The organism is Pseudovibrio sp. Ad46, from assembly GCF_001623065.1.
In the GTDB taxonomy this organism is placed as follows: domain Bacteria; phylum Pseudomonadota; class Alphaproteobacteria; order Rhizobiales; family Stappiaceae; genus Pseudovibrio.
Map to the genome: position 1 here is coordinate 288674 of NZ_LMCG01000049.1, position 21452 is coordinate 310125.

At 52.4% G+C, this 21452-nt stretch carries 14 protein-coding genes; 9 read left to right on the forward strand and 5 right to left on the reverse strand.

Annotation, left to right across the window (positions count from 1 at the left end; translation table 11 throughout):
* Positions 1 to 30 precede the first annotated feature (30 nt).
* Positions 31 to 540 (forward strand): CreA family protein, encoded by a 510-nt coding sequence (locus tag PsAD46_RS14505; protein WP_063307232.1) that lies wholly within the window; start codon positions 31 to 33, stop codon positions 538 to 540.
* A 1081-nt stretch (positions 541 to 1621) separates the two neighbouring features.
* On the opposite strand, the gene PsAD46_RS14510 is transcribed toward PsAD46_RS14505, so the two are convergent.
* Positions 1622 to 3502, reverse strand: a complete 1881-nt coding sequence (locus PsAD46_RS14510) for a L,D-transpeptidase family protein (protein WP_063307206.1) — start codon at positions 3500 to 3502, stop codon at positions 1622 to 1624.
* A 278-nt stretch (positions 3503 to 3780) separates the two neighbouring features.
* Here PsAD46_RS14510 and cysS point away from each other — a divergent pair, with 278 nt between their 5' ends.
* From cysS to rarD, 3 genes are all read left to right on the forward strand, one after another.
* Entirely contained in the window at positions 3781 to 5232 is a 1452-nt protein-coding gene (cysS, locus tag PsAD46_RS14515; RefSeq protein WP_063307207.1) for a cysteine--tRNA ligase, read from the forward strand.
* Positions 5233 to 5444: 212 nt separating this feature from the next.
* Positions 5445 to 7049, forward strand: a complete 1605-nt coding sequence (cimA, locus tag PsAD46_RS14520; RefSeq protein WP_063293119.1) for a citramalate synthase — start codon at positions 5445 to 5447, stop codon at positions 7047 to 7049.
* A gap of 123 nt (positions 7050 to 7172) precedes the next feature.
* Entirely contained in the window at positions 7173 to 8114 is a 942-nt protein-coding gene (gene rarD, locus PsAD46_RS14525) for an EamA family transporter RarD (protein ID WP_057466058.1), read from the forward strand.
* Between the two features lie 53 nt (positions 8115 to 8167).
* Here rarD and PsAD46_RS14530 read toward each other — a convergent pair whose 3' ends face one another.
* Positions 8168 to 8758, reverse strand: a complete 591-nt coding sequence (locus PsAD46_RS14530; protein WP_063307208.1) for a TIGR00730 family Rossman fold protein — start codon at positions 8756 to 8758, stop codon at positions 8168 to 8170.
* A 266-nt stretch (positions 8759 to 9024) separates the two neighbouring features.
* Between PsAD46_RS14530 and PsAD46_RS14535 the strand changes: the two genes are divergently transcribed.
* From PsAD46_RS14535 to pssA, 4 genes are all read left to right on the forward strand, one after another.
* Positions 9025 to 10473 carry an Ig-like domain-containing protein gene (locus tag PsAD46_RS14535; RefSeq protein ID WP_208981852.1) on the forward strand — a complete coding sequence of 483 codons (1449 nt, stop codon included), beginning with the start codon at positions 9025 to 9027 and terminating at the stop codon, positions 10471 to 10473.
* Positions 10474 to 10766: 293 nt separating this feature from the next.
* Positions 10767 to 12707, forward strand: coding sequence for an ABC transporter ATP-binding protein/permease (locus tag PsAD46_RS14540; protein WP_063307210.1), 1941 nt, complete (start codon positions 10767 to 10769; stop codon positions 12705 to 12707).
* Positions 12708 to 12863: 156 nt separating this feature from the next.
* A complete protein-coding gene (locus PsAD46_RS14545) occupies positions 12864 to 13565 on the forward strand; it encodes a phosphatidylserine decarboxylase (protein WP_063307211.1) in 702 nt (233 codons plus the stop codon).
* 11 nt (positions 13566 to 13576) lie between these two features.
* Positions 13577 to 14524: a CDP-diacylglycerol--serine O-phosphatidyltransferase gene (gene pssA / locus PsAD46_RS14550; RefSeq protein ID WP_063288375.1), complete on the forward strand. Its 948-nt coding sequence runs from the start codon at positions 13577 to 13579 to the stop codon at positions 14522 to 14524.
* 219 nt (positions 14525 to 14743) lie between these two features.
* On the opposite strand, the gene PsAD46_RS14555 is transcribed toward pssA, so the two are convergent.
* Genes PsAD46_RS14555 through PsAD46_RS14565 form a run of 3 tightly spaced genes read right to left on the reverse strand, consistent with a single transcriptional unit; the run spans position 14744 to position 19897 of the window.
* Positions 14744 to 18223: an efflux RND transporter permease subunit gene (locus tag PsAD46_RS14555; protein ID WP_063307212.1), complete on the reverse strand. Its 3480-nt coding sequence runs from the start codon at positions 18221 to 18223 to the stop codon at positions 14744 to 14746.
* Positions 18220 to 19323 (reverse strand): efflux RND transporter periplasmic adaptor subunit, encoded by a 1104-nt coding sequence (locus PsAD46_RS14560; protein WP_063307213.1) that lies wholly within the window; start codon positions 19321 to 19323, stop codon positions 18220 to 18222. The genes PsAD46_RS14555 and PsAD46_RS14560 overlap by 4 nt, the downstream gene beginning before the upstream one ends.
* Before the next feature lie 25 nt (positions 19324 to 19348).
* Positions 19349 to 19897, reverse strand: coding sequence for a PadR family transcriptional regulator (locus tag PsAD46_RS14565; protein WP_063288378.1), 549 nt, complete (start codon positions 19895 to 19897; stop codon positions 19349 to 19351).
* A gap of 418 nt (positions 19898 to 20315) precedes the next feature.
* Here PsAD46_RS14565 and puuE point away from each other — a divergent pair, with 418 nt between their 5' ends.
* Positions 20316 to 21221, forward strand: coding sequence for an allantoinase PuuE (gene puuE / locus PsAD46_RS14570; protein ID WP_063293112.1), 906 nt, complete (start codon positions 20316 to 20318; stop codon positions 21219 to 21221).
* The last annotated feature ends 231 nt before the right edge of the window (positions 21222 to 21452 follow it).

Genomic DNA, 21452 nt, shown 5'->3' on the forward strand with positions numbered 1-21452 from the left:
ATCTCTGCGCTTGGAAAATCAGTCCTGAAAATGGCGAGCACCGTGACACTGGTCCTTGGAGTAACGCTGGGGATGCTTGGCACCGCTGCACAGGCACAGGAGCCGGATCTGATTTTCAAGAAGTCAACCGTCTGGAAGTTCTTGAGCCCGGACCACAAGCTGGCGACCTATGCACTGGATGACCCGGAAGTCGAGGGCGTCGCCTGTCACTTCACAGTGCCTGAAAAAGGTGGCTTCTCCGGATGGCTCGGACTGGAAGAAGAAACCTCAGATGTCTCATTGGCCTGCCGTCAGGTTGGCCCCATCAAGTTCAAAAGCAAGTTTGAGCAAGGCGACGAAGTCTACCGACAGAGTCGCTCCCTGTTCTTCAAAAAAATGCGCATTGTCCGTGGCTGTGACGCAAAGCGAAACGTGCTGGTCTATCTGGTCTATTCCGACAAGCTCGTAGAAGGCAGTCCTAAGAACTCGACTTCTACCGTACCGATCATGCCGTGGGCCGATCAGGTTCCGGAAAAGTGTGCTGACTATCTGGATGACTAAAGCCTGTTCCTGAAAAGTAGCTCCGGTTTTCGGATAAGAATACGCGCAGATTTGACATCTGCTTATCAAGCACTTTGAGCACCGCTGGGCTATCCCGGCGGTGTTTGTGTTTGAGGATCCCGTTTAACGGGTGGAGCAAGGCGAACAGGCTTTGCCTGCGCTACTTGTTAGATATGTTTCTTCGGCATTGGCTGTTCGCCTCGCCCGGGCCTTTTATCATGAACGCGCGGGCTCCCTCTCGGACAGACGTGAATGACACGTTTCCCTGTCATCGACAATTTCTTGTCACCACCGGACGCCCTCCGGAACGACCCCAAACTCCCTATACCACTGTGGCCTCAAAAGGGTATGGCGCTTCACCGGACCTCCCGACACGATACGTTACCTCGTACCGGCAGCCCAACCCCACCCACGCCGCGGAATGGACGGTCCACTCCTGCCCGAATGCGTGGGCACGAGACACAGAGTAAGGCAGCTTTTAGGTGAGGGGGATAAGTTTTGTTAGGCTCAGGCAATAACCCGCGTCGTCACCCAGCGCCGTCATCCCGCGCAAGCGAAGCGCGATGCGGGAACCAGAGCCCCACTTACCAATCTCAGCTCGTATAGTACTGGATACCGGATCTCCGCTTCGCTCCGGCCAGTATGACGAGAGGTAGTGCTGCCACCTGAAGCTCAACCAGCACCACTGCACACAACCACCTCAAACTCACCTTGCCAGCAACACAAAACGACCAGTTTGCCGATTTAACTGTTTTAGGTGAGCGAAATTCAGGCAAAGAAAAAGGCAGCGTGGAACGCTGCCCTTAAAATTTGGGGAACTCTCAGTTTTGTCAGCACCACCTGAAGAGATGGCTTTGAACTCACGCAGAGTTCATAAACAGGTAAACCGCAAGGAAAATGATCGGGCTTGAGATAGCACTTGCCACAATCATTGCACCCATAGCCTGCTTCAGCATAATCAACCCCCGTTTGAATTATGAAATGCAGTTCTATTGGGGATATATTAGCACAGCTAATTCAAATATGCACTATTAACCATATCCCTGATAAGGGACGTGGCAATTTGCGCATATTTGTCAGGTCAGTAAGTTGAGGCCATCTTTATCTTGAATGCATCTTGCGAGGTGAGCAGAGCCTCCAGAATCGCTTTGTCCTGCTTGTAGATGTCTTCCCGGAACTGAAGTTCCCCATCATCACCAGCAAAAGCGGTGTAGTAGCGCAGATGCACTGGCACGGTCTCTTTCAGCTTCAGACGAACCGTCTTGCCCCGGGCGCGCAGCTTTTCCATCTTGGCGCGGCTGTGGCCAGAACCGGAAAGCAGCACTTCCCCGAATGTAAATGGATCCTGCACCCGGATGCAGCCATGGCTAAAGGCACGCTGGTCTTTATTGAACAGGCGCTTGGAGGGCGTGTCGTGCAGATAGATGTTGTGCTTGTTGGGGAACATGTACTTCACGGCACCCAAAGCGTTTTTACGTCCGGCCTTCTGGCGGAGTTGATACCCGAACCTGCGTTTGCTGACAGCATTCCAGTTGATCGCCGTCGGATCGACCCGCCGACCATTCTTGTAAACGTTGATCCCGCTGCCAGACAAGGCAGAGGCATTCTTGCGCAGCTTGGGCAAATACTCATTGGTGGCTATGGACCAGGGCACGCCCCAAGTGGGATTGATCTCTGCATACTCAAAGGTGTCAGAGAACAAAGGCGTGGCATGGCGGGGCTTGCCCACCACGCTGCGGGTCTCATAAAGCACGTCTGTGCCTTCCATCACCCGCACAATCTGTTCAGCCACGTTGACTTTCACATAACGGCCAGAAGGAAGCGGATCATCCCAGCGCATACGTTCCAGATTAACGAGGATTTGATCGCGGCGGTCTGTGAGTGAGGCATTCAGCGCTGCCCGGGTTTTCTTGCCAACAACGCCGTCCACGCTCAAACCATGACGTTTCTGGAAGCTTTTTACGAGCGCAACCATATCATCATTGTAAAAGGCGGGCGCCACGTCTTGCTCGTTGGTGCCGGAGTATCCGGAGTAATAGGGTGCATAGCCCTCTGCTTGCAGGCGTTTTTCCAGCTGCGAAATCCGTGCGCCTGTGTCACCGGGCCGGATGCTCGGGCCATCTTCGATGTAGACAGGGTAGTCAGAGGTGAGGGCCGCGTTATATCGGGCCAGCTGGTCTTTCAAAAGATCGTAGGACGGGGCCTCTGGCTCAAGGCTGGCAAACAACTGCTCAACAGACCGGGTTTCTTCCAGCTGAGTGAGCATGTCATTCAGCTTTGGAACTTGCGGGGTGATAAAAACATTCTTCAGCACCTTGGTCGGGCGCACAACGCCGCCAGCAAGGTGGGCGCCGTAACTGGCAAAAACGCGGGTCAGCTGCAGCTCAACAACAGCGATCTCACGCAAAGTGGCCGTTGCGTTGGACGCTTCCATCACATCCAGAATGGAAGCCAGCTGCCGGACACCATAGGCTTGCGGATCAAGCCCATGGGTTGAGGCCTTGCGAATCTCTTCAATCAAACGGTTGGCAAGCGGCGTCAAAGACTGGTCTTCAAACCAGACAGGGCGGAAATTGCGTAAGGAATAAGCCTCTGCCAGGGCATCCACTTGCCGCGAACTAAAACCAGCTTGTTCGATTTCATCTTCAGAAAAGATCAGATCCCGGATGGTTTGCTCCAACTCAGACAGCTCTGACAGGGATGGATCCAGAACCTGTCCGGCAGGTCCGGTGAGATCCGGAGCTTGCAGCTCGCTTTCTGGCAGGACTAAGGGATCAATATCCGGTAGCACAAGGTTGTCCGGGGAAGGCGTGTCAGCTGGTGGTGAGGCCGCAGTCTCATTAAAATTCAGCGGGTCTATAGGGTTCACAGAGGAGGTGGCATTACCGGTCGCACTTGAAGGCGAACTCATTCCAATCAGACTTGCAGCGACAACGGTGGCACAGATACTCTTGTGAGACACGTTTTACTTCCCTGTTTTTTCTTAGCTTTCCCTTAGAATTGCATCTTCGGGTAGAAATTTTGTATTTAACTTAGTTAGAAATGTGGGTGATCTGGTGAGACTAAGACTTGACCTGTAAGCAACAATCAGCGAAAAGCAACATATGAAAACGGCGATGCACACTTCTTCTTGCACCATCATTATTTGCAGCTAGCGACAACGCTGGCTGTGGCCGTTCTATCCTGCCTTGATTCTGCGTGAGATGAACGCCCGGCCAGCTGGCCAGGAGACGAACCATTATGAGCGCAGACACAGCCCAGGGCGGCAAGGGACTTCTGCTCACCAATACTTTGACACGCACAAAAGAAGCTTTTGTGCCAATGGATGCGTCCAACGTGCGCATGTATGTGTGTGGTCCCACCGTTTATGACTACGCCCATATTGGTAATGCGCGCCCAGTCGTAGTTTTTGACGTTTTGGCCAGATTGCTGCGCCAACTCTATGGCAAAGAGCATGTCACATATGTGCGAAACATCACAGACGTTGACGACAAAATCAACGAGCGCGCAGCAAACGAAGGAATTTCCATTCGTGAGCTGACCGAAAAAACCGCTAGCCAGTACCATGAGGACATGGCTGCGTTGGGGGCACAAGCGCCGGATATTGAGCCGCGGGCAACCGAGCACATCGAAGAGATGAAAATGATGATTGAGACACTCGTCGACAAAGGCCATGCCTATGTCGCGGACGAGCATGTCCTCTTCAATGTGCCAAGCATGCCCGAGTACGGCAAACTCTCCAACCGCACGCTGGACGAGATGATCGCTGGTGCGCGTGTGGAAGTCGCGTCCTACAAAAAAGACCCGACCGACTTTGTGCTCTGGAAGCCATCCAAAGCGGATGAGCCGGGTTGGGAAAGCCCATGTGGCATCAAAACACCAGGTCGTCCGGGCTGGCACATCGAATGTTCCGCAATGTCTGAAAAGCATTTGGGCAAGGTCTTTGATATCCATGGCGGCGGTGTCGATCTGACGTTCCCGCATCATGAAAACGAGATTGCACAATCCAGATGTGCTCACGGCACCCATGCCATGGCAAATGTGTGGATGCACAACGGCTTCCTGCAGGTGGAAGGCGAGAAGATGTCCAAGTCTCTGGGCAACTTCTTCACCGTTCACCAGCTGCTGGACACGGAAGAAGGCGATGGACGTAAATGGTCTGGTCAGGCCATCCGTTATGCTCTGCTTCAAACCCAGTATCGTCAGCCAATCGACTTTACATTCAAAAGTCTGGCAGAAGGCGAAAAGCAGCTCACCCGCTGGATTGAGCTGATGAAGAAGCACGGTGTCACAGCACAGGAAAATGGCGCACTGGATGAAGGTGTTCTGGAAGGCCTGAAAGACGATCTGAACACGCCACGTGCCTTTGCCGCTCTTCACAAACTGGCCCGCGATGCACGCGGGGGAGATGCAGACGCTACACAAAAATTAGCTAATTCTATCAAGTTCTTGGGCTTTGATCTTGAATCATTTTCCAAAGCACAGGAAGAAGAAAAAGCTGAAGCAGATGCCTCTCCGGAGCTGAAGGCCAAAGTGGAAGAGCTGATTGCAAAACGTCTGGATGCCCGCAAGGCAAAAGACTTTGCTGAAAGCGACCGCATCCGCGATGAGCTGGCAGCCGACGGCATTGTGCTCAAAGACATGAAAAACAAGGAAACAGGTGAAATTGAGACCACCTGGTCCTGCGCTTAACGAGATTTCAGAGCCATGGACTACGCAGATACCACAAGGAAACTTGAAGTCTGCTCCATGGTTCTATTCGGGATAACCCGTTAGGCTTGCTAAGTTTTCTCAAGGCGCCCGCGATACGTGCCTTGAGAATTCCTACGGAGACAAAGGGAAACCTCCGTCACATGAGGGGAGCCTGAGGGTGAACTCAGGACAATAAGCAGGGTAGGCATACTATGACGAAAGAGCGTCTGTATCTTTTCGACACGACATTGCGCGATGGGGCTCAGACCTCCGGCATTGATTTCTCCGTGGACGAAAAAATTGCCATTACCGACTTATTGGAGAGACTGGGCGTCGACTATATTGAAGGCGGCTACCCGGGCGCAAACCCAACAGATACACAGTTTTTCTCCGAAAAAAGAACAAAGAAAGCGACCTTCACCGCCTTTGGCATGACCAAACGCGCTGGGCGCTCTGTCAGCAATGACCCCGGCGTTCAAATGGTCCTCCAGTCGGCAGCAGACGCCACATGTTATGTGGCAAAAAGCTGGGACTACCACGTTGATGTTGCGCTGAAGTGCACCAACGAGGAAAATCTGGAAAGCATCGCAGACACCGTCAAAGCCTCCGTTGAGGCAGGCAAAGAAGCCATGATCGACTGTGAGCATTTCTTTGATGGCTACAAGGCAAACCCGGACTACGCTCTGGCCTGCGCACAAACCGCTTTTGAAGCAGGTGCGCGCTGGGTGGTTCTGTGCGATACCAACGGCGGCACGCTTCCACACGAAGTCACGCAGATCGTTAATGCAGTGATGCAAGTGGTGCCCGGTAGCAATCTGGGCATCCATGCCCATGATGACACCGGCCACGCTGTCGCAAACACACTGGCAGCTGTTGCTGCGGGTGTCCGTCAGGTGCAGGGCACTCTCAACGGCATCGGCGAGCGTTGCGGCAACGCCAATATGATCACCCTGATCCCGAACATGTTGCTGAAAAAGCCGTATCGTGATCTGGTCGAACTTGGCATTGTTGTTGAAGACCTGACAGAATTAACTGCAATATCAAGGAGTTTTGACGAGATCTTGAATCGATCTTCTAACGTCCACGCTCCTTATGTCGGTGCCAACGCCTTCGCCACCAAAGCAGGCATCCACGCCTCTGCCATCCTGAAGAACCCGGATACTTACGAGCACATCCCACCAGAAATGGTCGGCAACCAACGCCGTGTACTTGTCTCCGATCAGGCCGGAAAGTCCAACTTGCTTAATGAACTGAAACGCCTTGGCGTTGAAGCTGACAAAGCCGATCCGCGTCTTGATCGCCTGTTGGCGGAGGTGAAAGAACTGGAAGCGCAGGGCTTTGCCTATGAAGCCGCAGATGCCTCCTTCGAGCTGCTCGCCCGCCGACGCCTGCATTCCGTACCGGATTACTTCGATGTCCTGTCCTTCCGCACCGGTGTCGAGCGCCGCTACAACGCGCTGGGTGAGCGTGTCACGGTCTCCGAAGCGGTCGTGAAAGTGGAAGTGGACGGCGAGACGTTCATGTCGGTGGCTGAAGGGAATGGCCCGGTCAATGCGCTCGATCTTTCGCTGCGCAAGGACCTCGGCAAATACCAAAGCCTGATAGCTGACCTTGAGCTGATAGACTATAAAGTGCGAATATTGAACGGTGGCACCAGCGCGATCACGCGTGTTCTCATAGAAAGCCAGAACAAGAAAACCGGCAAGCGCTGGTTCACAGTCGGCGTCTCTGAAAACATCGTAGATGCGTCCTTCCAGGCTCTGGTCGATTCCGTTCGTTATTGCATTTTCAAAGCGAATGAGCTGGAAACAGCCTGATAAAGGCTGCCAAAGGCTTTTGAGCACGAAACGATTTGTGGTCGCGGATGCGCGGCCACGCCTTCCTTTTTTAACTGGCGTCAGGATCTCTGGCGCCTGTTTACGTTGTAATATGAGGGTTGAATGAGCCAGTCAGCGTCCGCTGCTGATCCGCTAAGCACGCCAGAAGCGTTCAAGGCTGGACTGATCGCAGCAGTATCTGCTTATCTCATGTGGGGCTTTGCTCCCATGTATTACAAGCTCACAGCAGACATGCCGGCGATCATCGTGATCTGCTATCGCGTGATTGGCTCCGTGCTGTTTCTTGGCGCCTTTCTGGTCATGAGCAAACTGCGCAAGGAGATCCTTGCGATCTTCTGTGATTTCTCGCGCCTGCGATACCTGCTGGTCTCGGCCTCCGTCATCAGCATCAACTGGACCATCTTTATCTGGTCGGTGGAAACGGGCAGGGTGCTGGATGCCAGCCTCGGCTACTTCATCAATCCGCTCGTCAGCGTGGGTCTTGGCGTAGTGCTATTGTCCGAACGCTTGTCCAAAGCACAGCTTGCAGCACTGGCGATCACCATCTTTGCCGTGCTCTACAAAACCTTTGAGGTGGGTGAACTGCCGTGGGTGTCTGTTGTATTGGCCCTGAGTTTTGCGCTCTACGGCTATGTGCGCAAGCAAGCCCCTGTAAGCGCCGTTGCTGGCCAGTTGGTGGAAGTCCTGCTCGTCCTACCATTTGCACTTGTCGGCATCTGGTACTTCGCGCAGGCTGGCACCGGTGGCATCTATCCAGCAATTCCGGTGGAGCACCCGTGGTTCTTGTCTCTGCTGCTGTTCACAGGCGTGATCACAGCAGTCCCATTGGTGGTCTTCGCCTTTTCAGCGCGCCGCTTGCCGATGATTTACATTGGCTTCTTGCAATACATAGCGCCATCCATCCACTTCCTCAGCGCCATTTGGCTGTTTGGTGAAGAGCTGTCGATTGAGGGCTTGTTTGCGTTTGGAATGATCTGGTTCTCACTCGTCATCTTCTCGGTCGACGGTGTGATGGCAAGGCGCCGCGTTGCGAAGCTGGCGTAACAGCAAAATGGATCACAATTAAAAAGGCCGCTGAAAACTCAGCGGCCTTTTTGTTACATATCCTTCAAATCAGGATGTTCAACTTTGCAGTCCTCAATGGCCTTGCAAAGGATATCGACGCTTTGAGCAACGTCCTCGGTGATCTCGTAGGTGATGTCGCTGTCCGGGCGAATAAAGCCAAGACTACGCATGTGGTCGAGCAATTCCACCAGAGGCGTCCAGAACTGGTCAAGGTTGAGAAGCAGCATGGGCTTGTCATGGCGGCCAAGCTGAGCCCAGGTCAGCATCTCCACAAGTTCCTCAAGAGTGCCGATCCCACCGGGCAGCGCGATAAACGCATCAGCTTTTTCAAACATGGTGCGTTTGCGCTCATGCATGTCCTGAGTAACGATCAGCTCATGAGCGTCTTCCAGCATCACCTCTCGTTCCATCAGGAACTTCGGAATGACACCGGTGACTTCACCGCCATTTTCAAGAACAGTTTTCGCAACAGCTCCCATAAGTCCAATGGATCCGCCACCATAAACGAGTCGAATCCCTTCACGGGCTAATAATTCACCAAGCTGAATCGCCGCTTTTTCAAACAGCGGCTGACTTCCAGCATTGGAGCCGCAATATACGCAGATGCTTTTCAAGGTTTTCATAGGTATTCTGTCGCATTAGGCTAGGGGGAACGTCAAGCAAGGCTCGTAAAATGAGGTTAACTTCACCATATGCGCAACTTGCCTGACATGGTGCACCTTGCCCCTCGGGTTAAACATGTATAACAAACACGATTAAAGTCTGTCCTTTTTGCCTAAAGCTAAGGAAAAGAGACAGCCGGATAAACTGATATCCGGACAATCTGATATAATGTCAAAGCATGCCATGTCGAGTGAACTATGGTCTGCTTGAGGAGCAATTGAGAACCATGTCGAAATCGGGGATGAACTGGTTGCTGACAGTTGCTGTGGCTGTTGCTGCAGGCGCAATCGGTGCGGGGGCGTACTACCTGAGCAAGGAAGATACTTCGGTTGTTGCAGAAGCTGAAAAGGCTGTTGCAAAGCTGGAGGCTGCTGCAAATGGCAAAGTACAGCTCAACTCGTCGGGCACTCAGACGGACAAGGCAGAAGCTGGCAAAGCCCCTGAAGTGACCACTCAGCTGGATACCGCCGCTGTTACCACCGACAATGTTCCAAGTTTTGATGTGATGCGCGTTGAGCCGTCAGGCGATGCCGTTGTCGCTGGCCGCGCTGAAGCTGGTTCCATTGTTGCACTCATCTCCAACGGGGATGTGGTCGGCAAAGGCATTGCGAACAACAGCGGTGAATTTGCAATTGTTCTGGAAAGACCGCTGAAGCCGGGCGACCACGATGTCAGCCTTGAAGCGACCAATCAGGAAACTCAGGAAAAGAGCGGCTCGCAGCAACACATCGCAGTGTCTGTGCCTGAAGACGAAAGCGGTGAGGTTCTGGTTGTTCTGAATGAACCAGACGCACCATCGAAAATTCTCCAGCTGCCAGAAACACCTGTGACTGCAGGGCCCGTTGCAACAGCGAATGCAGATTCACCTGAAACGACTGCTCTTGCTGACGTTGCAGCTGCACAGACCCCTGGCGCAAAGGAAAAAGCACCAGCTCCGGTTAATGCAGCGGCTGAAACACCAGCACAGGCATCTGCAAATACTGAAGTTGCCGTCACTGAGACGCCTGCACCTGTAAATACAACATCTGCACAAGCTCCAGAAGCTGCCACACAGACCGCTGACGCGTCTGTTGAAGTCGCAGCGCAAACTCCGGCGCCTGTTGAGACATCTGCAGCACCGGTTGTAGCCGCAACTGAAGAGCCGCAGCTGACTGTCAAAGCCGTTGAAACTGAGAAGGGCAAGGTCTTCGTTGCTGGCGAAAGTGAGCCTGGCGCGCAAGTTCGTGTTTATGTAGGCGAAGAGTTTGTTGGCGAAGCGCAGGCAGGCACCGAAGGTCGCTGGCTTGTGGAAGCTGAAAAAACAATCCCTGCTGGCAATGTGGAAGTCAGAGCTGATAAAGTCGAGAACACCAACGGTAAAGTGGAAGCCCGCGCACAGGTTGTCTTCACCAAAGGTGAGAATGACGTTGCCATGATCCCGGTTCGCCTTGTTGCGGAAGGGTCTGGTTCAAAAGGAGCCTCTGCAACCGTTGGCATTGGCGAGTTGCCGAACGTTATCATCCGCCGCGGCGATAACCTTTGGACTATTTCCCGTCGTCTCTATGGCAAAGGCACACGCTACACCACCATCTATCAGGCCAACAGCCAGCAGATCCAAAATCCGGATATGATCTTCCCGGGACAGGTGTTTATGTTGCCTGTGGCTGACCTGAATTGGAAAACAATTAATAACTGATCTGGATTCTTCTCTTCGAACGTCCTATTTAAGAAGAGAAAGCTTTCCAGATTGATCTTTAGGAAAGCGCTGGATGAGCAATCCAGCGCTTTCTCTGGTTTGCGATCCTACTGCGTGCTCCCGAAAAGTGGTTCCGGTTTTCGGATAAGGGTGCGCTCCAAAAGAGGGCGAAAGACTCTCTCCAATCTGATGGCAATGAACGCGTTCTGGATCATTGCCCTTCTGATATGACATTCCAAATTCGCCAACCGCTTCTGCGTTTTAAGAAGCGCGCCGGGCAACAAGGCACTAGCATGACTGCAACAAGCAAAAAACAGCAGGCAAAATCCGCCCCTGCTTTGGATGCAGACGATAAAGGCTTGCTTCGTTCACTGAAAACTCTTTGGGTTTACATGTGGCCGGATGCAAGGCCGGAGCTTAAAAAGCGTGTCGTTCTGGCCCTCGCGGCGTTGATTGTCGCAAAAATTATTACCGTTTTCGCACCCTATCTTTATGCATGGGCAACCGATGCCCTGACTGACGCCAGCGTTTTGCCAAAATGGTTGCCGCCAATTCTTGTCGCGCCAATCATGTTGGTCCTGGCCTACAACGTCGCCAGAACAATGGCTGTCGGGTTTAACCAGATCCGTGACGCGATCTTTTCAAGCGTTGGCCTCCACGCCGTTCGCGAACTGGCCAATTTGACCTTCCAGCACCTTCACGCACTGTCTCTCCGCTACCACCTGTCACGCCGCACTGGTGGCCTGACCCGTGTGATCGATCGCGGAGTGAAGGGGATTGAAGGCATCGTTCGTTTCACGATCCTGAGCGGTATCCCGACTGTCGTCGAATTCGCGATGATGGCTGTTGTAATCTGGTTCCAGTTTGGCCTTTGGTATGTTCTGGTCGTCGGCGCGACGGTCTTTGCCTACGTCTATTACACAGTCGTCGCCTCCGATAAGCGTATCCAGATCCGCCGTGACATGAACAACGCGGACAATGATGCAAACAGCAAGTCCGTTGACAGCCTTTTGAACTTCGAAACCGTCAAGTATTTCGGCAACGAGGAAATGGAACGTGGCCGTTTTGATAAGGCAATGCGCGGGTATGAGCGCGCTGCAATCAAAACATGGACCTCGCTCTCCTGGCTCAACTTCGGGCAGGCGCTGATCCTCGGTGCAGGTATGACCACATGTATGGTTATGTCCGCCATGGCAATTCAGCGCGGTGAGCAGACCATCGGTGATTTTGTCATGATCAACGCGCTGCTCATGCAGCTGTCGGTTCCGCTCAATTTCATTGGCTTCATCTATCGCGAAATCCGTCAGGGCATTGCTGATCTGGAAGCCATGTTCTCCGTACTGGCCGTAGAACCTGAAATTCAGGATGAGCCGCTTGCGGAGGACCTGAAGGTCAAAGAAGCCACCATCAAATTCGAGGACGTGCACTTCCACTACGACGAAGAGCGCCCGATCCTGAAAGGCGTGAACTTCGAAGTGCCTGCAGGCAGCACCATCGCGATTGTTGGTCCATCTGGGGCAGGCAAGTCCACGATTTCCCGTCTGCTGTTCCGTTTCTATGATGTCACCTCGGGCCGCATCACCATTGATGGCAAGGATGTCCGCGAAGTAACGCAGAAATCCCTGCGCGATCACATTGGTATGGTTCCTCAGGATACGGTTCTGTTCAACGACAACATCGCCTACAACATCGGCTATGGCCGCGTTGGCGCATCAGAGGAAGAAGTGAAAGAGGCAGCACGGCTGGCTCAGATCGATCACTTCATCGAAGCTCTGCCACATGGCTATGAAAGTGAAGTGGGCGAACGTGGCCTGAAGCTTTCAGGCGGTGAAAAGCAGCGCGTCGCGATTGCAAGGACCATCCTGAAAAGCCCGCCGATCCTCATTCTTGATGAAGCAACCTCGGCATTGGATACGCACACAGAGCAGGAAATCCAGTCGGCTCTGGATATTGTCTCCAAAGACCGGACCACGCTTGTCATCGCCCACCGTCTCTCCACCGTGGTGAACGCAGATCAAATCCTCGTTCTGAAGGCAGGTGAAGCGGTTGAGCAGGGGACGCATGCAGAGCTGATGGCAAATGACGGCCTCTACGCTTCCATGTGGAGCCGCCAGCGTGAAGTCAGTGAAGCGGAAGCACGTCTTGCGCAGATGCGTGAAGATGATCAGGGCTTCATTTCCAGGGGCAAAAGTGCTGAGGAAAGCCTAATTGAGGGCATAACTGATAAGAAATAGTGGGTTCAAGTGATTGCTCCGCGCGCAATCAGGGGAATCTCTGTTTAAATAAGCTAGAGTTGCTTGCACAGATCTCTCTGAGTTGCTCTATGAGCAGAAACTTAACGTCTGAGGGGTTCAATAGCTGAACCCCTCACTCTAGCAAAGGTGGTAAAGATGTCTTTGGCGGACAGCATTTCCAAGACACTGGTTCCTATTCATAAAGAAGGCTACCCGTTTATCGCCATTGCAGCTGTCCTGACCATCATTTTAGGATGGTTCTGGTCGCCCCTTTTCTGGATCGGCCTTTTCCTCACTGGATGGGTCTGTTACTTCTTCCGCGATCCACCGCGCGTCACTCCCGTTAAAGACGGCCTGATTGTTTCCCCCGCAGACGGAACTGTGTGCCTGATGGGGTCCGTTATCCCGCCACGGGAGCTGGATCTGGGCGATCAGCCGATGATGCGTGTGTGCATCTTCATGAACGTCTTTAACTGTCACGTAAACCGTGCGCCAATGGCAGGCCGCATCACGCGCGTGGCTTACAAGGCTGGAAAGTTCCTGAATGCGGAACTGGACAAGGCAAGTGAGCACAATGAGCGTAATGGCCTGATCATTGAAAACGACAGTGCCCGCATCGGCGTTGTGCAAATCGCTGGCCTCGTAGCACGCCGTATTGTGTGCTTCGTAAAAGAAGGCGAAAACATTTCTGCAGGTGATCGCTTCGGTCTGATCCGCTTTGGATCCCGTCTTGATGTTTACCTGCCTCAGGGGACAAAGCCACAAGTTGCCCTTGGCCAGACCATGATTGCTGGTGAGAGTATTCTGGCAAATCTGAAAGATGAAGAAGCAGGCGACATCGTTGCCCGCGTTTCTTAAGGTAGTATAGCGTGTCAAATCCATTTCCTCCCTATGAACCGGGAGGTCAAACCACCAATGCGAAAGGGTCAACGCGCAAGCGTATTCCGCTTCGTATTGTTTTACCAAACGTCGTCACCTTGCTGGCGCTATGTTCCGGCCTGACAGCCATTCGCATGGCCATGGAAGACAGGTGGGATATGGCGATTGCAGCCATCTTCCTCGCCGCCATTCTGGATGCTCTGGACGGACGTGTCGCACGCATGCTCAAAGGGTCCACCAAGTTTGGTGCTGAGCTGGATTCGCTCGCCGACTTCGTGAACTTTGGTGTTGCCCCAGGGATTATCCTTTACGCATGGATGCTGGAAGATGCCAGCTCTCTCGGCTGGATCGCCTCTCTGCTGTTCTCCATCTGCATGGCATTGCGACTGGCGCGGTTTAACGTGGCGCTGGACGATCCGAATAAACCAAAGTGGGCCAGCAAGTTCTTTACCGGTGTTCCCGCTCCAGCAGGCGCGCTGACAGTTCTGCTGCCGATTTATCTGGAACGTCTGGGCGTGCCGCATTGGAACGAGCTGGCTCTGCCGGTTGCGCTCTACACCATGTTCGTTGGCCTCCTGATGGTCAGTCAGTTGCCAACGTTTTCCGGCAAACAGATCGGCACCCACATTCGCCGCGAATGGGTTTTACCGCTGTTTGTTGTCGCTGTCGGTATCATTGCACTTGGTGCAAGCTATCCGTTCGAGTGCCTGACCGTGATCAGCTCCGGCTATCTCATCTCCATCCCATTCGCATGGCGCTCCTATAAGATCCACTGTGTGAACGGCAAGGGCAGTCACGCCGATTGTGATGTAGTGACCACCGAGATCGAAGAGGAAAGTGTTTCTGAAGACAAGACGTCTTTGAAAGTCAGCCTCGAAGACATTGCGAAAGCTGGCGTCCTTGATCCCAAGCAGGACAAGGAAAAAAGTAGCGAGTAGCTGTGCTCTGCTATCTGATTTTAAAAGGCCGCGGATTATTCCGCGGCCTTTTTTGTGAGCTCAGTGAGTTGAGAAGGGGAGAGCAGACTGAGGTGCGAGGAATGCAGCGGCTGGATTGCTGAACACAAGCAACTGGATCGATCTGCCTCCAGCGTCTTATAGCAGACAATAAAAAAGGCTGCCGAAGCAGCCTCTTTCGCGTTTGTTATAGTCAAAGCCTCACTCAGCGGCTTCAGGAACCCGCTTGACCTCTTCAGAAGCCTCATCACCAAAGTTTGGCTCTCTCGGATCCTGATTGCCATTTGCAAGCGCATACTGATCTGCTGACATCTGGCCTTTACGTCTGTTTGCAACCCGCCCATAACCATTCGCAAGATGCATAGGCATCACCAGAGCAATCGGGATCACAACCAGCGTCAACATGGTTGAGAACGCCAGGCCGGAGATCACCGCGGTTGAGAGCTGCACCCACCAACTTGCAGTGACGCTGCCAAAGGTCGTGACCTGATTGGCAAAGTCAAAGCTGATCTGCGTCGCCATTGGAATGAGGCCAGCAATCGTGGTGATGGTGGTCAGCATCACCGGACGGACACGCTGAGCGCTTGTACGCAGGGCTGCATCTACCGGGCTCTGCCCATCTTCACGGAAACGATTGTAGGTATCGATAAGAACGATCGCGTTGTTCACCACGATACCTGCCAGCGCCACAATACCCGTACCGGTCATAATGATTGAGAACTTCTGCCCCGTCACCAACATACCAAGCAGCACACCAAACACACTCATCACTACAGTCGAGAGCGTCAGGAAGCTCTGGTAGAAGCTGTTGTACTGGGTCAGTAGAATGATGAACATCAGGAACAGCGCGCCAATCATTGCCTTCATCAGGAAGGCCTGAGACTTGGCTTGCTCTTCATTCGCCCCGCGGAACTTGATGAACACACCGTCCGGCCATTGCTGAGCATCGATCCATTCCTGAATCTCTGCCTCTTTCTCAGTCACGAGGAAGCGGTCTTTATCAACGCCAGCTTTAACGTCCAGAGAGAACATGCCATTGCGGCGTGTAATGCTGGAGACCTTCTGCTTCGGTGTCCGCTCCACAAAGTTGGAGAGGGGAATCTGACCCAGCTGAGTACGAAGACGCAGCTCATCAAATTTGTCCAAAGTCCGCTCGTTCTGAGGAAGACGCACACGAATATCCACTTCATCCTCTGAGTCAGACGGGCGATAGTCACCAATCAGAACACCGTTGGTTACAAGCTGAACCATAGCGCCCACAGCTGCGATATCAGCCTTATAACGAGCCGCTTTTTCGCGATTGATGGTCAGTTCCCAGTCAATGCCCGGTAGTGGACGGCTGTCTTCCTGATCACGCAAGCCATCAACAGTGTCAATGTGATTGCGAACGCGGTCTGCGGCTGCAACAGCTGCTTCATAGTTGTTTGAGTTGATCTGCAACTGGATGTCTTTACCAGTTGGAGGACCGCCCTCAACCTGCCGGGACTCAACCTTGATACCCGGAAGCAGAGAGGTTTTCTCACGAACGCTGTTAAAGATTTCCTTTGCCGACGGACGGCAGCAGAAGTCAGCAAATTCAATGTCGATTGAGCCAATTAGATCTGCAGGAGCGTTGTTGCCACCGCCACCACGCACACCAACAGGGAAGGCGCGGGTTACGACATTTTCAATGCCCGGCTCAGCCAGAATGATGCTGTCAACGTCCCGAACCAGTTCAAGAGCCTCAAGAGCAGACATGTTGCCGCGCGCGGTCACATAAAACTTACCCTGCTCAGGCTCTTCATCCACGAAGAACTCTGTGCCGGCATTGTTGCTCATAAAGGTCATAAAGATGCTGCCACAAAGAACCAGCATAGCGACGATCGCCAGCATGCCGGCCCACCACTTGCGAACCAGAAACTCCAGAACGGCAATATAGGCACGCGTAATACCGCGCAGCTTTGATGTGTCAAACGGACCATGTCCGGAGAACACTTTTGCGGCTGCCAACTCTTCCGTTTTCCGGCGCTCAGCACGTGCACGAGAATAGTTGAGGATTGGTTTGAACATCTTCATCAACGGCAAATAAGCCATGATGACGATAGCGGCTCCAAGCAGTTTTGATGCAGGACCAAGGACCGCAACGATTGGTGTCAGGCTGGAGACGACGGCAGCCAGCCCTACAGCAACGATAAGAGCCAGAAGATGCTCGCCATACTTGCTCATAAACGCAAAGACAGCGGCCAAAATACCACCTGTCACGGGTAGGAACACCATGGCCGTCAGCAAAGAGCCAGACAGAACGATGATCACCATGATTGGCAGGTAGCTCATGAACTCGCCTGGTACGCCCGGCCACAGCAACATTGGCAGGAAAGCCGCCAGCGTTGTTGCCGTGGAAGAGACGATCGGCCAGAACATCAGCTTGGCAGCACGGATGTAAGCATCCCGTGGAGGCATGCCTTCAGCTGCCTTACGGTCTGCGTACTCCACCATTACAATCGCGCCGTCAACCAGCATACCAACAGTCAGCACCAGGCCGAACATCACCATGGTGTTCACGGTCATACCGATGGTCGTCAGTGTCAGGAAGCCCAACATGAAGCTTGTTGGAATAGCCAAGCCAACCAAGATGGCAGACCGCAAACCAAGAGCAGCAATAACAACAACCATCACGAGGAAAATTGCTGTCATGATGGAAGATTCAAGAGAGTTTAGGGTCTGAAAAATGTTGTCTGATACATCGAGCATATAACTCACAGATACTGTACTTGGCAGCTCTGCAGTAACGTCTTCAACAACAGTGCGAACAGCAGCATTGTTCTCGATAATGTTCTCGCCAATGCGTTTGATCACATCCAGAGAAACAGCAGGCTGACCATTTACAAGTGTAAAGGTACTTGGATCTTTGAAGGTACGTTTGATCGTAGCGATATCACCAAGTGTCACGACACCTTCACCAGCTTGTTTCACCGGTAAGGAATACACATCATCCGCATCAAGGATCAGACCTGGCACTTTGATGTTGAAGCGGCCAGCACCTCCATCAATAAAGCCTGCAGCAATTAGCTGGTTGTTCAGCCGAAGTGCATTGATTAGCTCGCTCTGGCTGATGGAGTAGCTTTCCATCTTAAGCGTATCAATGATCACTTCCAGCAGCTCATCACGCTGGCCTGTCAGCTCAACCTCTTTCACCGACGCAATGGACTCGATCTCGTCTTTCAATCGGTCAGCAAGACGGTAAAGCGTGCGGGCAGGAACATCACCGGAAAGAGCGATGGTCATGGTCGGCTGAAGAGCCATATTGTGGGTGCTGACAGTCGGTTCTTTGGCGTCCTCAGGGATCTTGGTCTTCGCCGTGTCAACCTTTTCACGAACGTCCGTCAGCGCTTTGTCTTTGTCGACATTAATGTCGAACTCCAACAAAATGCCCACATGCCCTTCGGCAGCGATCGTTGTGATTTCCTTCAAACCTTCAAGACCGCGCAGTTCAGTCTCCATCGGTTGACCGATCAGGCGGGTTCCGTCTTCAGGAGAAATACCGGACTGGCTGACAGAAACATAAAAGAAAGGAACATCAATATCAGGCGCAGCTTCTTTGGGAATCGCGATGTAGGACATAATGCCTGCGATCACCATGAAGAGCATCATCACAAAAACTGTTTTGGGGCGTTGGAGCACCCCTTCCAGCATGGATATCATTGTGAAACCTCCGCGGTTTCAAAAACGGGATGAACAACGCGGCCTTCTTTAACGAAGTCCTGACCAACAGTAATAACGGTCACTTTTTCTGGCAGGCCCTTGAGCCAGACACCCTTTGTGTCTCCGCCGATCATTTCAACAGGATAGAAAATGACCTTGTTGTCTGCACCAACGCCGCGCAGGCCAATATCCCCATTGTCAGCAAGGGTCAAAATGCCCGGTGATACAAAGTGTGCTTTCTCATTGGCAAGTTGCAGCTGGGTGCTGGTTGTAACGCCGTCCTTCAAATCAAAATCAGAGTTCGGCAGTTCAACTTCTACGTGGAAAGTACGTGTGTCCGGATTGGCGGAGCTCGCAATGTGGCTCACTTTGCCTTCAACGGTTTGACCGGTCACCAGATTTACAACAGCGGTCTGGCCAATCTTTACAGCCTGAATGTTGGATTCTGAAACAGCGCCGATTGCAAGCATTGGGTCCGGTGCCATAATTGTCGCGCAAACTTTGCCAACAGCCAGCATCGCGCCCACTTCTGTCAGTGGCGTCTCGATGATCCCATCAATAGGGGCGCGGATTGCAGTACGTTCCAGCTCAAGTTCAGCTTCTTGCAACTGAGCTTTGGCCGCGTCGCTTGTCGCTTTAAGCGCGATCACACGGTTCGCAGCAGAAAAGCCTCTGTTGTTCAGCTTGCTGGCAGCTTCAAAATCAATATTGGCCTGAGCCAGAGCTGCATTGGCCTGAAGAACGCGTGCTTCACGTGCACCGCGATCAAGAGAACAGAGCAAATCACCTTTACGAACGAACATGCCTTCCGTTGCAGGGCGTGTACGTACCACACCAGCAGTTTCCGAATGCACTTCAACGCGCGTATCAGCCTGCGTTCGTCCGCGCATTTCCAAAAATGGAGTTCGTACTGTTGCTTCAAGGGTCTGCACTTTTACGGCAAAGGGAACAGAGCCGAGAGCTTTCACTCTCTCTGCTGGTGGTGGTGTCGAACCTTCGCCCGTACCCTGACCCATAACCACGGTTGTGCCGGTCGCCATCCAGATACCGATTCCGGCTGTAAGCCCCAAAGCCAGAACATGTGAAAATCGAATTGCCATTTTTCTCTCCGCCGGTTCTTGGCGATTATTCAGCTGCTTGAGCGTGGGAGACACGCTCGCTGGCGATGCGCTCAAGCTTGCTTCGGTTCATTTTCATGTAATTAAGGGAAGCACTCAGTGTGGTAATGCCGTATTCCAGTGTCCACGCGCTTGCTGGATCCTCACAAATCTCAAGCTCGTGGGTCATGCCCCCGATTTTGAGCTCCAGATGCTCAATGCGGCGGTCAATCTCCTTGGAAATAAACTCGCCACCAACCCAGCGGCTATAAAGCGCAAGCAGAAGAAACGGGGATCTGAACAAATCTTCGACAGGGGTCTCAGACAGCTCTTGTACAAAAGCGTCACGACCTGCCTGTGTAATAGAATAGATTTTCCGAGAAGGTTTGCCTGGCGAAATTTCTTCGCGCCACGTCACAAGACCGTCCTGTTCCATCTTGGCAAGCGACGGATAAATTGACCCGTAACTGGCTTCAATGAAATGACTGAAATGCCCTTCTTGCGCAGTCTTGCGAATTTCGTATCCAGTAGCATCCCCGCTGGATAATATGGCAAGACAAAATTTACGTGTGCTCATTCCCCACCACATCGCACTGAGTGTTAAAAGAGACCTCATATAGGCGTTAGGTCGAATAACTTACTGAACTTAAAAGACTTAAAATCGATTAGAGCTAAAGTCTGGTCACGTTCGATATATATCGACTAGATATATGTGAAACTTTTTACTGAAAGCTTTAATCACTGTCAAATGTAGAAATGTAACAGGATGTCCCGGTCGCGCTACATAGGGTTCAGATTGTTCTCGTGCTCAAAATTTCAATGGTTACCCTTCAAATTTAATGAGATTTCTACAAAAGAATGTGTTTGCCATCACAAGTTGAGCCATTTTTTGTGAGCTTAGGAAGAGTTGTGCATTGGAATTCTGCACAAACCTACTTGTCTTGTCTTGCTGTTTTGAGGTGAAGTGTTTCCAACAAACTTCAAAAAGGTATTTCATGATGGATTATGCACGCGACATGATTGGGTATGGCCGGAACACGCCGAACCCTAACTGGCCAGGCAATGCGAAAATCGCGGTTCAGTTTGTCATCAATTACGAAGAAGGCGGCGAGAACAACATCCTTCATGGAGATGCTGGGTCTGAAGCTTTCCTTTCTGAGATTGTTGGCGCCCAAACCTGGCTGAACCAACGGCATATGAATATGGAGTCACTTTACGAATATGGCTCGCGTGCTGGCTTCTGGCGTTTGTGGCGATTGTTCCGCAAACATGGACATCCGGTGACGTGCTATGGCGTTGCCACGGCACTAGAGCGAAATCCTGAAGTGGTTCAGGCTATGAAAGAGGCTGACTGGGAGATTGCATCTCACGGCCTCAAATGGATCGAGTACAAAGATTTCTCCGCTGATGAAGAGCGCTGGCATCTCCAGCAGGCGATCAAAAGCCACAAAGAGACGACCGGAGAGCGCCCATATGGCTGGTACACGGGCAGAAGCTCCGTCAACACACTGCAGATGGTTATGGAAGAGGGGGGCTTTCTTTACAGCTCTGACAGCTATGCAGACGATCTGCCTTATTGGGTTGAAGGCCCCAATGGCCCGCATCTGATCATCCCTTACACGCTGGATGCCAATGATATGCGGTTTGCAACACCGCAGGGCTTTAACAGCGGTGACCAATTCTTTACCTACCTGAAAGATAGCTTCGACACGCTTTACGCGGAAGGGGAAGACGGAGCGGCCAAAATGATGTCCATCGGCTTGCACTGCCGCCTTGCCGGACGCCCTGGCAGAACAGCAGCTCTTGCCCGTTTCTTGGATTATATCTCCCAAAAGCAGGATGTCTGGGTGCCGCGTCGGATCGATATTGCCCGCCATTGGCACGAACACCACAAGCCCTAACCGCTTCAAAAGCTGAAGCCTTTGCCTCTCTCGCTTCAAGTGAGGGAGGTTTCTTCAGTATCTGTAGAAAAGCCATCTTGTTCTTGAACTGGCCGCAATCCAGCCATTTGCAGGCCAGACACACCCTTTAAGGCCTTGTTGGTCGCACCCTTTGAATCCACATAGTGAATTGTGCATAGGTTCAAATTGTCGTGACCATCTGTCTTCCTCAATTAGTTATTGATAGAGACA